Source organism: Sediminibacterium sp. TEGAF015 (assembly GCF_025997995.1).
Lineage (GTDB): Bacteria > Bacteroidota > Bacteroidia > Chitinophagales > Chitinophagaceae > Sediminibacterium.
In genome coordinates this window covers 1,006,534-1,021,584 of the sequence record NZ_AP026683.1, presented here as the reverse complement: position 1 = coordinate 1,021,584, position 15,051 = coordinate 1,006,534, and the positions used below count along the sequence as shown (strand labels likewise).

The window sequence follows — 15,051 nt, the reverse complement described above, 5'->3', positions numbered from 1 at the left end:
ATTGTTTGTGGGTTTACTTAAGGAATAATCAGGTCGGTTATGGTTTTGTTTTCTAATATCTGTAAAGTCTGCTCTCTTACCTGAACGAGTATTTTATTCAGACCGCATTTGGCCTCATTGCAATCCTCGCATTTCTGGTAGAAATTCAAACTTACGCAGGGTAACAAAGCAATGGGACCTTCTAGCAAACGCATGATGGTTGCCAGTGAAATAGTATCAGGAGCTGCATTAAAAAAATAACCACCCCCTTTACCTTTTTTACTGTTCAAAACGCCTGCTTTTTTTAATTCGAGCAGAATGGACTCTAAAAACTTAAGGGGGATTTTCTTTTTGTCCGCTATCTCTGCAATTAAAAAAGGACCTGAATGCTGTTGCTCTGCCATAAAGGTAAGCGCTTTAAAAGCATATTGTGTCTTTTTTGATAGCATTGGATTAAAATTTGATACTAAGATAAGCCCAATACTTGCTTCATCGTGTAAATACCTTTTTTGCCAACCGCATATTCAGCCGCTTTAACGGCACCTCCTGCAAACCCTGTTCTGTTGTGTGCCGTGTGAATAATTTCAATATCATCAATGGCAGAACTGTATTTTACGTGGTGTGTACCCGGTGCAGGATCAATGCGTTCTGAAAGAATATTCAATTGATGAATCTCTTTTGCTGCCATATCGTTGGTCCATTCACGCTTGCGCCCAATCAGGGCAAGTATTTGTTCAGCCAGACTAATGGCGGTGCCGCTGGGGGCATCTTTCTTTTGTGTATGGTGAATTTCTTTCAGGCTAACATCATAGTCAGGATAGTTCTCCATTAATGCAGCCAGGTACTTATTCAGTTCAAAAAACAAATTCACGCCAATGCTGAAATTGCTGGAATAAATTAAAGTACCATCCATGGTTTTGCAAAAATCTGCAACGGTATCCCATTCTGCCAGCCAGCCTGTTGAACCACTAACTACTGGTACGCCAAACTCCAAGCTTTTGCGGATATTGTTAACTGCACTATGCGGTCCGGTGAATTCAATAGCCACATCTGCTTTGCTAAGATTCTCTTTGGTAAAATCTGCTGCGTTGTCAAGGTCTATCCTAAGCACAACTTCATGACCCTGGCTCAGGGCAATAGCTTCAATGGCTTTACCCATTTTGCCGTATCCAATTAATGCAATTTTCATAGTAGTTGTTTTATCGGGCAATGGCCAGTGGCTTCTTGCTTTTTTCTTTAACAGTAAATTGAAAGGATAAGCCGGGTGTTCGTGTTGCCGGATTCAACTGAGGCTGAATCTGCATACTCAAACTATTGCTTACATCAAAATGTCTTAAGTGTCCAAATACAGTGGCATCTACTACTTGTAATCCCCAGGCTAATATGAACCAGAGAATCGAATAATCACGATCTCTGCGAAAAGCGTTCCGATAGTTCTGCATAGAACCAATACTCAAACCCCTTAGTTCCGGATCAATCGCTGCAATATCAGAACTGTCGCCGGATTGAGCTTTAAACAATGCTTCGTATGCGAACTTGGTTTTTTTGTAAAAAGAATTGTTGTACACATAAGTAGCAGCTGGAATTCCCAGAATGCCATACACCAATGGGATCTTCCAGTATTCGCGGTTGTATGCCTGTCCCCATCCTGGTATCATGGCAGAACGACGTGTTGCTTTTTGCGGAATATGCGTGAGTAACCAGATGGAGTCCCTTATTTTCTTCTGCAATTTGGATTGTTCTTTCGGGCTGAGTGTCGGCACTACAGCGGCCTTCGCACTATCGGTAGCCGTTTGTGCAAATACGCCTTTTGATCCCACAAGAATCAAAACAAAAACAATCAATAATTTTTTGAACATGCCAGTTTAACCCACAGTTATATTCATCAAATCCAGAATCTTATTCAGCTCATCCAATGAGTAGTATTCAATAGAGATACTTCCGTAGCCCTTTTTGTTATGGGTCATTTTCACTTTGGTGCTAAAATGTGAGGCAAGGTTGTCTTCAATTTTCTGATAAGCCGGAGGTAAATCATTTTTTGCACCACTTCCTGCTGTAGCACCTGAAGATTTATCGCCCTTGTATAATTTTCTAACCAGTTCTTCTGTTTGACGAACACTCAATTGCTTTTGCTGTATTTCTTTGAATACATACAATTGCTTGTCGATGGTATCAATATTAATCAATGCTCTTGCATGGCCCATTGTAATGCTGCCATTGCGCACAGCCGCCTGAATATCCGGTGGCAATTTCAATAAACGAATATAATTGGTAACCGTACTTCTTTCCTTGCCCATTCTCTCTGCCACCTGTTCCTGTGTATAATCCAGTTCTTCCATCATACGCTTAAAACTCAATGCCGTTTCAATGGCATTTAAATTTTCGCGCTGAATATTTTCAAGTAAAGCCAGCTCCAGTAATTGTTGGTCATTGGCTTGTCTTACATAGGCAGGAACATCTTTTAGTCCGGCCAGTTTAGACGCCCTAAATCTTCTTTCGCCTGCAATTAACTGGTACTTACCATTAGGTAATTTGCTAACCGTTAAAGGCTGAATGATATCATGCATTTTAATGGAGTTCGCCAATTCCTGTAAGGCTTGCTCATCAAAATCTCTTCTTGGGTTCTTTGGGTTGATTTGAATATCCGCTAATGGAATTCGCGAACTGGTAGTTACTTGCTCCACCACTTCACTCTTTAAACTTCCAGAGGTATTCTTTAAATCGGTATCTATATTTTGCAGTAAAGACCTAAGTCCTTTACCAATCAGATCTTTGCTAGGTTTTGGATTGCTCATAATTATTCAATAATTCTTTCCTGGTTAGAAATTTTAGTCATGCCGTTGTTCTGTAGAATTTCCTTGGTCAGGTTCAGGTAATTCACGGCACCCTTACTTTCTGCATCGTATAAAATCACGGGCTTACCAACGCTGGGGGCCTCGCTCAATCTGGTATTTCTATGGATGATGGTAGCAAAAACCATATCATCAAAATGACGTCGTACTTCGCTAACCACCTGGTTGCACAAACGCAAACGTCCATCGTACATGGTCATTAATATCCCTTCAATTTGTAAGGCAGGATTCAAACGGTTCTGAACAATTTTAATCGTGTTCAATAATTTACCCAATCCCTCCAAGGCAAAGAATTCGCATTGAACAGGCACAATTACACTGTCAGAAGCCACCAGTGAATTCACCGTAATCAGACCCAGAGAAGGAGAGCAGTCGATGATAATAAAATCATAGCGGTCGCGTACTGCATCCAAAATATTCTTCATTACATTTTCGCGATTCGGATAATTAATCATTTCCAGTTCTGCACCTACCAGATCAATATGAGAGGGAATCAGGTCTAAATTTGGAATATCACTTTTTAAAATCACTTCATTGGCAGTTACACTATTGACCATGCAGTCGTATAAACTGTTGGTGATATTGTGCAGGTCAAAGCCCACCCCAGTTGTACTATTTGCCTGGGGATCCGCATCCACCAGCAGGGTCTTGTATTCTAAAACAGCCAGACTGGCTGCTACGTTGATTGCAGTGGTTGTTTTACCTACTCCGCCTTTTTGATTGGCCACGCCAATAATTCTTGCCATAGTTGCTATTCCTTTTCTCGGTTGTCAAAAATACGGCATCGGATACAGCTCTCAAACAATATTATCCGATCGCTGTTATGGAGGGTGCTTATCTTTACCCATTATATTAAAATATGCGCAGTACAGGGACTTTGTTTTTTATAGCCGCCATTATGGTTTTGCTTGATTTTTATGTGTACCAGGCGGTTAAAACCGTTACCCAGCCAATTTCTGAGCGGGCCAGAATGTACATTCACTTTGGATATTGGGTGGTTTCGGTGCTCACCATCTTCTCTTTGATGGCATTTCCGTTTGTGCCTGCCTTGCAGCAGTCTAAAATCTTTCGGAATTATGTTTTTGCCATACTAGCGGGATTATTTATCGCCAAATTAATAGCCACTACCATCTTTCTGGTGGATGATATCCGCAGAGGCGGTTGGTGGACTATTGTGAATATTTACAGAAAGACCGGAGGGCAGACACTGGGAGATGGCTCCATGGTTTCCCGTTCCGTTTTCCTAAGCTGGATTGGGCTGGGACTGGGTTCTACGCTATTTGGTACCATGCTCTGGGGTTTTAAAAACAAATACAGTTATCAGGTAAAAAAAATAAAATTGTCTTTCCCGAATTTGCCTTCAGCTTTTGAGGGATTAAAACTGGTGCAAATCAGCGACGTTCACAGTGGCAGTCTGCAAGACATTGCAGCGGTAAACAAAGGCATAGACCTGATACTGGCGCAAAACCCCGATATGATCTTTTTCACAGGTGATCTGGTGAACGATCGCGCCACGGAAATGGCACCACTAAAAAGTAGTTTTGCCCGTTTAAAAGCGCCAATGGGGGTATACAGTTCATTGGGAAACCACGATTATGGAGATTATGTACAATGGCCTTCTGCTGCAGCAAAGCAAGCCAATTTGCAGGCATTAATGCAAGTGCACAAAGAAATGGGGTGGGATTTGCTTATGAATGAACACCGGGTATTGGAAAGAAACGGAGAAAAAATTGCCATATTGGGTATTGAAAACTGGGGCGCCAAAGGCCGGTTCCCTAAATACGGCAAAATGGAAGAAGCGATTAAGGGTACAGAAGGAATTCCTTTCAAACTCTTGCTCAGTCACGATCCCAGCCATTGGGATGCGCAGGTAAAAACAGACTATCCCGATATTGATATCATGTTTTCAGGACATACACACGGGATGCAGTTTGGATTGGAAAATCCTTATTTTAAATGGAGTCCGGTAAAATGGATGTATAAACAATGGGCAGGCCTTTACGAAGATGGTGCTCAGAAATTATATGTCAACAGGGGCTTTGGCTTCATTGGTTATCCGGGCAGGGTAGGCATTATGCCGGAAATTACTGTTATAGAATTTATCCGCGCTTAGCTATTTTATTCAGCGATATTGCACGCTGCATACTGCATTTAAAGCGGTTGATTCCTTTCTCGCGCAGTTGCTGGTGTTTGGTGCTGCGTCCGTTCATGCGTTTACGCCACATTCTAAAGCTGGATGCTTTGCTGTTTAAGCGCATAAATTCAATCACTTCTTTTTCAGACAATCCAAACTGAAATTCTATGGCTTCAAAAGGCGTTCGGTCTTCCCAAGCCATTTCAATAATACGGTCCTTGTCTTTCTCTGTTAACGTATTCATGCATTTTTAACATTTCAAGTGTAACATTGGTTCATGTTTATTCGTCTATGGCATATAAATTGTTTTGATTCACTTAAACAAAATGTATGCGTAAGATTTTTTTAGTTGCCTTCATGGTTATTATCGGGACAGTGTTGCATGCACAAACCGGATTCAGATTGGGTGTTAAGGCGGGTGCCAACTTAAATAAGATAGAGGGGCAGTCTTTTGATCAGGGATTTAATTTCTCATATCACGCCGGTGCGTTTGCTGAAATTGATTTTGCCAAGCGTTGGGGTATTCAGCCCGAAGTTATCTGGAGTCAAACATCTACTAAGCCCGCTACAAATTTGGATGCCATTTACAGCACGTTGCCAACCAATGTTAAGCTGGATTATTTAATGGTGCCAATTCTTTTGCGTTACAGTCCAATTGGTTTGTTAAGCTTTGTAGCGGGGCCTCAGTTTGGAGTGCTCATTAACAAGAACGAAAATTTGCTGAGCAATGGTCAGCAGGCATTTAAAGCCGGCGATTTATCCATGGTATTGGGTGCGCAGGTAAATTTAAAAGTATTGCGTATCTATGGCAGGTACAATGTTGGTTTACAGAATATCAATGATTTCACAGACCAGCAAAAATGGACCAATCAACAGATACAATTAGGACTAGGGCTTAAGTTTTAAGATCTCCCGATTATATCCCCAATTGTTTTTTGAGAGAACTGATTTCTTTTTTAAAGGATTTCAGTTCTCCTATTTGTTCCTTTATAAAGCTGTTGTCTTCCAGTTTACCTACCACTTCATTCATCTCTGCAAAACTTTCATAGACCATTTTTCTAAATGGATTGCTGTAGTCTTTTGCTCTAGAATCGTGAATGCCCTTCGTCATCCATTCCATGGTGGATATGGCGCTGTTCAGTAAATAATTTATCTGGTGTTTGTCTAATTGGTTCAAGGAGATTTCAGTGATTTCGCTTAGTGTGGCCAAACCATGGTGGCATTTTTGTTCTTCATATAATTCTCCTTTAACTGCATATTGCGCATGTAAATCGTCCCATCCTTTTATTTTACCGGAAGTGATTTTTTTGCGCAGCTCAGCCAAATCTGCAGCAGGCATAAGTTGACCGCCCAAGTTAATCCATGATGTCCTGCTCAGTTTTTTCGGAATGCGTTTGGTTAAAGCTTCAATGGAGTCTGGAATATTTTTGCCAATTAAGCATAACAAAGATTTAACCCCATAGAATACCAGGACATCTTCAAACACTTTGTAAGCCTGACGCACTTTAACCAATACTGTTTTGCGTTTGCTGTTTTCTATATCTGTGGCAATAATTTCCAGTGAATCAACCAGTCTATTATTGCTCTTAAGTAAGAGCTTCCCTACAGCCATTGCTTCTGTGGTATCTAGATCCAATTTTTTTTCTGAACGCAGATAAGCCTGGCCTGTATATAGTTCCAGCTTTTCCATTGCAGTAAAAATTTCATTGACACTATCAGGCGCCAGATAATCGTATTCGAGTTTCTGTGTCTTGTCGTGTCTTTTATCCCGCTGAGAATATTTGCCTGCATTGCGTGCCAATGCATACATATTATAGAGGAACCAATAGGCTGGCATAATAGTCAGCTGATCGTTCTTAGTATCGTTGCTAATTAAGCAAAAAGGAATCGGTACATTCAATTCTGCAGGATAGTCTCCTTTGCTGATCATTGTGAAAGAAGCAAAGATTGAATTGTGTTTCAAACTTACGCAGAGACCCGGCCAGAAGCCACGGCCCATGATGATTTCACCGTCAGCGCTTCTGCTATTGTGATTCGATCCAATGGTAGCACCGGCTGCAATATTACTTTGTCCCATTACCAGTGCTGCACATAAAAATGAATTGTTATGGTGTTGTTCGTGTGCAGGGAATATTAATGAATTCAATACCTCGCAACAAGAAATGGTAGCATTTTGTCCCAGATAGGAGTTAATCAATCTTGCTCCGTATTTCAATTGAGAGTGGTCGGCCATGATAAATCGAACTGCTTTAACACCGTAGAAAATCCGGCAACCGTAGCCAATATTTCCATTCACCATTTCACAGCCTTCCCCAATTTGGGTGCGTCCTTCAGGGCTGGAGTTTACCGTCAGATTCTTGAGTTTGTTAGCTCCTTTAAAATAAGCATCAGAACCTACCCAAACATCTTTGATGATGTTACAATTCTTAATAACTGTTCTGTCGCCAACCTTTCCGTAATAACCTCTTTTATTATTGAATTTCTTTTCGGTGAATTCAACGAATTTTTGCTGCAATGCTTTGTCATCTCTGTAACGACTCCAAAGGAAAGCATCGCCGGGTAACATGCCATCAAATGGCAACACTTTTCTGCCTGTGTTTTCATTGCAGATTTCCAGCCAAATACGCACTTCTTCTGATTCTCCGTCCTTTACAATTCCGTTACCAAACTTAGAGTGATTGGTGGTAACCAATTCATTTACGTTGGTAATAATGGCTTCGCTGCCAATAATATAATGTGAGAGGTAGTTGACATTGTTGATAACAACATTATCTCCGAAGTCGCAACTGATAATAGTTGAATTGTATAATCCAACTGGAGTTTTTAAATCACTAAAGCCCAGACAAAAGGGTTCTAGTTTTCCAATTCTAACAAGGCCGTGAAATTTACAGTTCTTTACTAGGTCTGGATTAAATGCATCCGAAACGAGTATATGATTCCAGTTATCTGTGGTATTACCATTACGAACCAGTTGTTCAATTTCATATGCAGTTAGCGTTCGGTAATGAATACCATTTCGCATTTGCATATTCCGCAGATAATATTCATCCTTACCCTTTGGAATATGATGGTCTTTGATAAATCCGTAACCTAAAGCATCAAGGGGGGTCTTGGTGATATTATTTTGCGCCATTGTAATCAAATATACTATTGAGCTATTTATTTATGAATAATTATATACCGAAAACACTAAGATACAATCCTCCTTTATTCATACATGGTTCAATATTGCACAATTTTATCATACCAACAGTCTGGTATTTTTCTATTTTGACCTTTCGTGTGGGGGAGGTGTTTACGAAAATTTGATATCAAAATATTTTTACAACTAGTTGAATATCAATAAGTTATAAAGAAATCACTTATTAAATATTTTTCTTATCCCTAATCTTAGGCATATAATACGCGTGTGCAGTCGAACAAATTTGCCCCTGTTAAAATGATTGACACATGAAAACGAAACAATACGCGCGTTTATTATCTCTCCTGCTAATTTTTTCTGCGGGCTTGTTTACAAGCTGTAGCAAAGAAATAGCGGCAGATCCCATCGCAATTGCAAAAGCAACCATCACTGGGGCTGCCAACAATCCAACCATTTGGAGATTGACTGAAGTAACAGTTAATGGTTCTGCAGAGTCAAATTTCTCTACCATTAGTTCTAACGGGTCCAATACCTACATGATTACTTTTTATCAGGGTGGTTCATTCAAAGACAGTGATGGTGTGGTTGGAAAATGGGATGTACCTAATCCTCAGGCTTTATCAACTTCTTATGTCAATCTTATTTCAGGAGTTGAAGTTTTACAGAGTTACCTCATTGAAGAAAGCAACAGTAACATTTTAAAATTGAAGTATACCTATCAGGGTAAAGTAATCCAGTTGACCTATGTTACAACAGGTAAATAAAATATTCATTTTCTTATTCATCAGCACAGTCTTATCTGTTGGTGCGTCTGCACAGATAACAGGTAAGTTTGTGATTGGTGGTTTTGGAAATATGGGATCAACTGAAATGATTCACAGTGCACCTACTATTATTGAAAGTGAGAAGTGCCTGGAGGTTTCAAATGGTCTTAAAGTTTTCTTTAATTCAAAGCCTGGCAGTTTTACACTAACCTGTCCTGAAACGCAGAAACTTGAACTGCAAGTGCTGGCTTATCCTATTCCTACGACCGATATCTTAAATATAAAAGTGCTGAATGCTCAGAATTTAGCATCGGACGATCAATATTATTTGCACGTGACTGATTTCACGGGCCGAGTGGTACAGGTTGTTAAAACAGATTTTAGTGCACTTATTAATGGTGCAAGAATTCCTGTAGCCAATTTGCTTCATGGAAATTATATCGTTTCGCTCCTCAGTTCTAATGCGAGACTTCAATCCATCAAATTCATTAAAAATAACAGATAATGTTTAGTAGAATTATTGCCATCCTGAGTTTGTTGACTGCCTCTATTCTATTAGGGGCTCCTGCATTAAGTGCTCAGAAAGCAGGCGTTCCCAAAGGAATTTTATTTCAGGCAGTAGCATTGGATGCAGCGGGTGTTCCGGCATCTAAGCGTACTGTGCATGTAAAGACGACCATATTACAAGGTAATGCTAACGGAAATACTGTTTATGCTGAAACCTATGAAGTGAAAACTTCCGGAGATGGTTTGTTTACTATTGTTATTGGACAGGGGCAAAGAAGTGCTGGATTAAGTTCTTACAGTTTAATTGATTGGGCAAACGGTCCTTTCTTCTTGAATATTAAAGCAGCTGTTGCGCCAACAAATCCAACTGCAGGTTGGGTTGCAGATCAACAGTATATTAATATGGGTACCTCTCAGTTCCTGTCTGTTCCTTTTGCCAATTATGCAGGAAATGTAAGTGGCCTGGAATTGAAAATGAATTATACAGATACTGCTGCTATGTTAAAACCATATATGCTGAAATCTGAGGGTGAAAGTTTGAATAAAAAAATTGATACCAAACTAAATATCTCTGATACCGCTGCAATGCTTAGATCTATCAGAGCAAGCATTATTACTTCAGGAGGTCAGCTTACTGGTGGCGCAACTAATGGTGCAACTGTGTCAGGCGAAAAAGGTGAGAAAGGAGATAAGGGTGATCCAGGTCCTCCCGGTCCTAAAGGTGACAAGGGTGACAAGGGAGATAAGGGTGATATAGGAGTAACAGGTTCTGAAGGTCCTCAAGGTCCTAAAGGTGACAAGGGTGACAAAGGTGATAAGGGAGATAAAGGGGATTCGGGTGCGCAAGGGTTACAAGGTTTAAAAGGAGATAAGGGCGATAAGGGAGATCAAGGTCTTCAAGGTTTGAAGGGAGACAAGGGCGACAAAGGTGATACCGGTGCACAAGGTTTACAAGGTGAAAAAGGATTAACTGGAGATAAAGGAGAAAAAGGTGATAAAGGAGACAAAGGTGATCAAGGTCTTCAAGGTTTGAAGGGGGACAAAGGCGATAAAGGAGACCAAGGTATTCAAGGTATTCAAGGTGAGAAAGGATTGCAAGGAGACAAGGGAGACAAAGGTGATCAAGGTCTTCAAGGTTTGAAGGGCGATAAAGGAGACAAAGGTGATAAAGGAGATACTGGTGCACAAGGTTTACAAGGCGAAAAAGGATTAACTGGAGATAAGGGTGATAAAGGCGACAAGGGCGATCAAGGTCTTCAAGGTGTTGCAGGTGCAAAAGGAGATAAGGGAGACAAAGGCGATAAAGGAGACCAAGGAATTCAGGGTCTTCAAGGTTTGAAGGGAGACAAAGGAGATAAAGGCGACCAAGGAATTCAGGGTCTTCAAGGTTTGAAGGGAGACAAAGGAGATAAAGGCGACCAAGGAATTCAGGGTCTTCAAGGTTTGAAGGGAGACAAAGGAGATAAAGGCGACCAAGGAATTCAAGGTATCCAAGGAGAAAAAGGATTACAAGGAGATAAAGGTGATAAGGGGGATAAAGGCGACAAAGGAGATCAAGGTCTTCAAGGTTTGAAGGGAGATAAAGGCGATAAAGGCGACCAGGGTATTCAAGGTGAGAAAGGATTACAAGGAGATAAGGGTGACAAGGGTGATCAAGGTCTTCAAGGATTGAAGGGAGACAAAGGTGATAAAGGAGATAAAGGCGATCAGGGTATTCAAGGAGAGAAAGGACTACAGGGAGATAAGGGTGATAAAGGCGACAAGGGAGATCAAGGTGTTCAGGGATTGAAAGGAGACAAAGGAGATAAAGGGGATCAGGGTATTCAAGGTGAGAAAGGATTACAGGGTGATAAGGGAGACAAAGGAGATAAGGGAGATCAAGGTGTTCAAGGTTTGAAGGGAGACAAAGGAGATAAAGGCGACCAAGGAATTCAAGGTATCCAAGGAGAAAAAGGATTACAAGGGGATAAAGGTGATAAGGGGGATAAAGGTGACAAGGGAGATCAAGGTCTTCAAGGTTTGAAGGGAGATAAAGGCGATAAAGGCGACCAGGGTATTCAAGGTGAGAAAGGATTACAAGGGGATAAGGGCGATAAAGGAGACCAGGGTATTCAGGGTATCCAAGGTGAGAAAGGATTACAAGGAGATAAGGGAGATAAGGGTGATAAGGGTGACAAAGGTGACAAGGGAGATCAAGGTCTTCAAGGATTGAAGGGAGACAAGGGCGATAAAGGCGACCAGGGTATTCAAGGTATCCAAGGTGAGAAAGGATTACAGGGTGATAAAGGTGATAAAGGAGATCAAGGTATCCAAGGTATCCAAGGTGTTCAAGGTCTGAAAGGAGACAAAGGCGATAAAGGAGACCAAGGTATCCAAGGAGAAAAAGGATTACAAGGAGATAAGGGTGACAAAGGTGACAAGGGAGATCAAGGTCTTCAAGGATTGAAGGGAGACAAGGGCGATAAAGGAGATCAAGGTCTTCAAGGTTTGAAGGGCGATAAAGGCGATACTGGTGCACAAGGTTTACAAGGTGAGAAAGGATTACAGGGTGATAAAGGAGATAAAGGTGATAAAGGCGACAAAGGTGATAAAGGTGATCAAGGTCTTCAAGGATTGAAGGGAGACAAAGGAGATAAGGGCGACCAGGGTATTCAAGGAATTCAAGGTGTCCAAGGTGAGAAAGGATTACAGGGTGATAAAGGTGACAAAGGAGATCAAGGTATTCAGGGATTGAAAGGAGATAAAGGTGATCAGGGTATTCAAGGTATACAGGGTGAGAAAGGATTGCAAGGAGATAAGGGCGATAAAGGTGATACTGGTGCACAAGGTCTTCAAGGTTTAAAAGGAGACAAGGGCGATAAAGGTGATCAAGGTCTGAAAGGAGACAAAGGGGATCAGGGTATACAAGGTTTACAAGGTGAGAAAGGATTGCAAGGTGATAAGGGAGACAAAGGAGACAAGGGAGATCAAGGTATTCAAGGATTGAAGGGAGATAAAGGCGATAAAGGCGACCAGGGTATCCAGGGTATCCAAGGTGAGAAAGGATTACAGGGTGATAAGGGTGACAAAGGAGATAAAGGAGATCAAGGTGTTCAGGGATTGAAAGGAGACAAAGGAGATAAAGGGGATCAGGGTATTCAGGGTATCCAAGGTGAGAAAGGATTACAGGGTGATAAGGGAGACAAAGGAGATAAAGGAGATCAGGGTCTTCAAGGTTTGAAGGGAGACAAAGGAGATAAAGGAGATAAAGGAGATCAGGGTATTCAAGGTATCCAAGGAGAGAAAGGACTACAGGGAGATAAGGGTGATAAAGGTGACAAAGGTGATCAAGGTCTTCAAGGTTTGAAGGGAGACAAAGGTGATAAAGGAGATAAAGGCGACCAGGGTATTCAAGGTATCCAAGGTGAGAAAGGATTACAAGGAGATAAGGGTGATAAAGGAGATCAAGGTGTTCAAGGTCTGAAAGGAGACAAAGGTGATCAAGGTCTTCAAGGTTTGAAGGGAGACAAAGGCGATAAAGGCGACCAGGGTATTCAAGGTATCCAAGGAGAGAAAGGACTACAGGGAGATAAGGGTGATAAAGGAGATAAAGGAGACAAAGGTGATCAGGGTCTTCAAGGTTTGAAGGGAGACAAAGGAGATAAAGGAGATCAAGGTGTTCAAGGTTTGAAGGGAGACAAAGGCGATAAAGGAGACCAAGGTATCCAAGGTGAGAAAGGATTACAGGGTGACAAAGGTGAAAAGGGAGATCAAGGTCTTCAAGGATTGAAGGGTGACAAAGGCGATAAAGGAGACCAGGGTATTCAAGGTATCCAAGGTGAGAAAGGATTACAGGGTGATAAAGGAGACAAAGGAGACAAAGGTGATAAAGGTGATCAAGGCCTTCAAGGTTTGAAGGGAGATAAGGGCGATAAAGGAGACCAAGGAATTCAGGGTATCCAAGGTGAGAAAGGATTGCAAGGAGATAAGGGTGATAAGGGTGACAAAGGTGATCAAGGTCTTCAAGGTTTGAAGGGAGACAAGGGTGATAAAGGAGACCAGGGTATTCAGGGTATCCAAGGTGAGAAAGGATTACAAGGAGATAAGGGTGATAAGGGTGACAAAGGCGACAAGGGAGATCAAGGTCTTCAAGGTTTGAAAGGAGATAAGGGCGATAAAGGAGACCAAGGTATCCAAGGAGAAAAAGGATTACAAGGAGATAAGGGTGACAAAGGTGACAAGGGAGATCAAGGTCTTCAAGGATTGAAGGGAGACAAGGGCGATAAAGGAGATCAAGGTCTTCAAGGTTTGAAGGGCGATAAAGGCGATACTGGTGCACAAGGTTTACAAGGTGAGAAAGGATTACAGGGTGATAAAGGAGATAAAGGTGATAAAGGTGATCAAGGTCTTCAAGGATTGAAGGGAGACAAAGGAGATAAGGGCGACCAGGGTATTCAAGGAATTCAAGGTGTCCAAGGTGAGAAAGGATTACAGGGTGATAAAGGTGACAAAGGTGACAAAGGCGATTCTGGGATGCACGGCAATAACGGTGCAAAAGGAGATAAAGGTGATAAGGGTGATACTGGAGCTCAAGGTCCCCAGGGATTGCAAGGCCCCCAAGGTCCAGAAGGTCCTGCAGGTAAGGATGGATTAAATGGTAAAGACGGTAAAGATGGAGCCGTTGGTCCACAAGGTCCTGCTGGCCCTCAAGGATTGAAGGGTGATACAGGAGCTCAGGGTCCTCAAGGATTGAAGGGAGATACTGGAGCTCAAGGCCCTCAAGGATTACAGGGCCCACAGGGTCCAGAAGGTCCTGCAGGTAAGGATGGATTAAATGGTAAAGACGGTAAAGATGGAGCCGTTGGTCCACAAGGTCCTGCTGGCCCGCAAGGATTGAAGGGAGATACTGGAGCTCAAGGCCCACAAGGATTACAGGGGCCACAAGGTCCAGAAGGTCCTGCAGGTAAGGATGGATTAAATGGTAAAGACGGAAAAGATGGAGCTGTTGGTCCGCAAGGTCCTGCTGGTCCACAAGGTATACAAGGATTGAAGGGCGATACTGGAGCACAAGGTCCACAAGGATTACAGGGGCCACAAGGTCCAGAAGGTCCTGCAGGAAAGGATGGTGCGAATGGTAAAGATGGATTAAATGGTAAAGACGGTAAAGATGGAGCTGCTGGTCCGCAAGGTCCAGCTGGCCCACAAGGTTTGAAAGGTGATACTGGTGCTCAGGGCCCACAAGGATTGAAGGGCGATACTGGAGCGCAAGGTCCTCAGGGATTGCAAGGTCCAGCGGGGCCCGCAGGTCCACAAGGGCCTAAAGGAGATGCCGGAAATTCAACTGCAGGGTCAGCTACAACTTCTTCTGGAAACTTTACTATAAACAACGCTAATTTTTCATTATTAGTTAATGCAAGTGGTATTTTAAATAACTCAATTACTATTGTTACTTCAAGTTATAATGTAAACAATAATAATGTTAGTATAAGTTTGCCTTCTGCTTCATTGAATAGTGGTCGGATGGTTATTCTTAGATTGAATGATAATAGTAATTCCAATATTACTACAGTGTCTGCAATATTAGGAACAGTAGATAATAATGGAAGAACTTTAAATAATAATTTCTTGCAGTACGTTTCCGATGGAACCAATTGGCTTTTAATAAACCATAGGTAATTTGAAAAACTTTTTTAA

The 15,051-nt window shown here is 41.8% G+C and carries 12 protein-coding genes; 5 read left to right on the top strand and 7 right to left on the bottom strand.

The window, feature by feature from the left end; all coding sequences use genetic code 11:
• Nucleotides 1-17: 17 nt before the first annotated feature.
• From TEGAF0_RS04580 to TEGAF0_RS04560, 5 genes are read right to left on the bottom strand one after another with little or no spacing between them, the layout of a single operon-like run.
• On the bottom strand, nucleotides 18-428 hold the full coding sequence (locus TEGAF0_RS04580) for an RrF2 family transcriptional regulator (RefSeq protein ID WP_264900432.1): 411 nt from the start codon (nucleotides 426-428) through the stop codon (nucleotides 18-20).
• Between the two features lie 17 nt (nucleotides 429-445).
• A complete protein-coding gene (dapB, locus tag TEGAF0_RS04575; RefSeq protein ID WP_264900430.1) occupies nucleotides 446-1,168 on the bottom strand; it encodes a 4-hydroxy-tetrahydrodipicolinate reductase in 723 nt (240 codons plus the stop codon).
• A gap of 10 nt (nucleotides 1,169-1,178) precedes the next feature.
• A complete protein-coding gene (locus tag TEGAF0_RS04570) occupies nucleotides 1,179-1,838 on the bottom strand; it encodes a DUF5683 domain-containing protein (protein WP_264900428.1) in 660 nt (219 codons plus the stop codon).
• Between the two features lie 6 nt (nucleotides 1,839-1,844).
• Entirely contained in the window at nucleotides 1,845-2,774 is a 930-nt protein-coding gene (locus TEGAF0_RS04565; protein ID WP_264900426.1) for a ParB/RepB/Spo0J family partition protein, read from the bottom strand.
• Nucleotides 2,775-2,776: 2 nt separating this feature from the next.
• On the bottom strand, nucleotides 2,777-3,577 hold the full coding sequence (locus TEGAF0_RS04560; RefSeq protein WP_026763301.1) for a ParA family protein: 801 nt from the start codon (nucleotides 3,575-3,577) through the stop codon (nucleotides 2,777-2,779).
• A 113-nt stretch (nucleotides 3,578-3,690) separates the two neighbouring features.
• Here TEGAF0_RS04560 and TEGAF0_RS04555 point away from each other — a divergent pair, with 113 nt between their 5' ends.
• Nucleotides 3,691-4,944 (top strand): metallophosphoesterase, encoded by a 1,254-nt coding sequence (locus TEGAF0_RS04555; protein ID WP_264900424.1) that lies wholly within the window; start codon nucleotides 3,691-3,693, stop codon nucleotides 4,942-4,944.
• Here TEGAF0_RS04555 and TEGAF0_RS04550 read toward each other — a convergent pair.
• Nucleotides 4,931-5,209, bottom strand: a complete 279-nt coding sequence (locus TEGAF0_RS04550; RefSeq protein ID WP_264900423.1) for a TIGR03643 family protein — start codon at nucleotides 5,207-5,209, stop codon at nucleotides 4,931-4,933. The genes TEGAF0_RS04555 and TEGAF0_RS04550 overlap by 14 nt on opposite strands.
• 86 nt (nucleotides 5,210-5,295) lie before the next feature.
• On the opposite strand from TEGAF0_RS04550, the gene TEGAF0_RS04545 reads away from it, so the two are divergent.
• Entirely contained in the window at nucleotides 5,296-5,871 is a 576-nt protein-coding gene (locus tag TEGAF0_RS04545) for a porin family protein (protein WP_264900422.1), read from the top strand.
• A gap of 10 nt (nucleotides 5,872-5,881) precedes the next feature.
• Here TEGAF0_RS04545 and TEGAF0_RS04540 read toward each other — a convergent pair whose 3' ends face one another.
• Nucleotides 5,882-8,098 carry a DUF4954 family protein gene (locus TEGAF0_RS04540; RefSeq protein ID WP_264900421.1) on the bottom strand — a complete coding sequence of 739 codons (2,217 nt, stop codon included), beginning with the start codon at nucleotides 8,096-8,098 and terminating at the stop codon, nucleotides 5,882-5,884.
• 317 nt (nucleotides 8,099-8,415) lie between these two features.
• Here TEGAF0_RS04540 and TEGAF0_RS04535 point away from each other — a divergent pair, with 317 nt between their 5' ends.
• From TEGAF0_RS04535 to TEGAF0_RS04525, 3 genes are read left to right on the top strand one after another with little or no spacing between them, the layout of a single operon-like run.
• Nucleotides 8,416-8,871: a hypothetical protein gene (locus TEGAF0_RS04535; RefSeq protein ID WP_264900419.1), complete on the top strand. Its 456-nt coding sequence runs from the start codon at nucleotides 8,416-8,418 to the stop codon at nucleotides 8,869-8,871.
• Nucleotides 8,852-9,376, top strand: a complete 525-nt coding sequence (locus TEGAF0_RS04530) for a T9SS type A sorting domain-containing protein (RefSeq protein ID WP_264900417.1) — start codon at nucleotides 8,852-8,854, stop codon at nucleotides 9,374-9,376. Before TEGAF0_RS04535 ends, TEGAF0_RS04530 begins: the two co-directional genes overlap by 20 nt.
• A complete protein-coding gene (locus TEGAF0_RS04525; RefSeq protein ID WP_264900415.1) occupies nucleotides 9,376-15,033 on the top strand; it encodes a hypothetical protein in 5,658 nt (1,885 codons plus the stop codon). The genes TEGAF0_RS04530 and TEGAF0_RS04525 overlap by 1 nt, the downstream gene beginning before the upstream one ends.
• Nucleotides 15,034-15,051: the final 18 nt, after the last annotated feature.

Excerpts from the sequence above, each read along its gene's own strand:
- TEGAF0_RS04580 (WP_264900432.1), bottom strand. The coding sequence starts at position 428 with ATGCTATCAAAAAAGACACAATATGCTTTTAAAGCGCTTACCTTTATG.
- dapB (WP_264900430.1), bottom strand. The coding sequence starts at position 1,168 with ATGAAAATTGCATTAATTGGATACGGCAAAATGGGTAAAGCCATTGAA.
- TEGAF0_RS04570 (WP_264900428.1), bottom strand. The coding sequence starts at position 1,838 with ATGTTCAAAAAATTATTGATTGTTTTTGTTTTGATTCTTGTGGGATCA.
- TEGAF0_RS04565 (WP_264900426.1), bottom strand. The coding sequence starts at position 2,774 with ATGAGCAATCCAAAACCTAGCAAAGATCTGATTGGTAAAGGACTTAGG.
- TEGAF0_RS04560 (WP_026763301.1), bottom strand. The coding sequence starts at position 3,577 with ATGGCAAGAATTATTGGCGTGGCCAATCAAAAAGGCGGAGTAGGTAAA.
- TEGAF0_RS04555 (WP_264900424.1), top strand. The coding sequence starts at position 3,691 with ATGCGCAGTACAGGGACTTTGTTTTTTATAGCCGCCATTATGGTTTTG.
- TEGAF0_RS04550 (WP_264900423.1), bottom strand. The coding sequence starts at position 5,209 with ATGAATACGTTAACAGAGAAAGACAAGGACCGTATTATTGAAATGGCT.
- TEGAF0_RS04545 (WP_264900422.1), top strand. The coding sequence starts at position 5,296 with ATGCGTAAGATTTTTTTAGTTGCCTTCATGGTTATTATCGGGACAGTG.
- TEGAF0_RS04540 (WP_264900421.1), bottom strand. The coding sequence starts at position 8,098 with ATGGCGCAAAATAATATCACCAAGACCCCCCTTGATGCTTTAGGTTAC.
- TEGAF0_RS04535 (WP_264900419.1), top strand. The coding sequence starts at position 8,416 with ATGAAAACGAAACAATACGCGCGTTTATTATCTCTCCTGCTAATTTTT.
- TEGAF0_RS04530 (WP_264900417.1), top strand. The coding sequence starts at position 8,852 with ATGTTACAACAGGTAAATAAAATATTCATTTTCTTATTCATCAGCACA.
- TEGAF0_RS04525 (WP_264900415.1), top strand. The coding sequence starts at position 9,376 with ATGTTTAGTAGAATTATTGCCATCCTGAGTTTGTTGACTGCCTCTATT.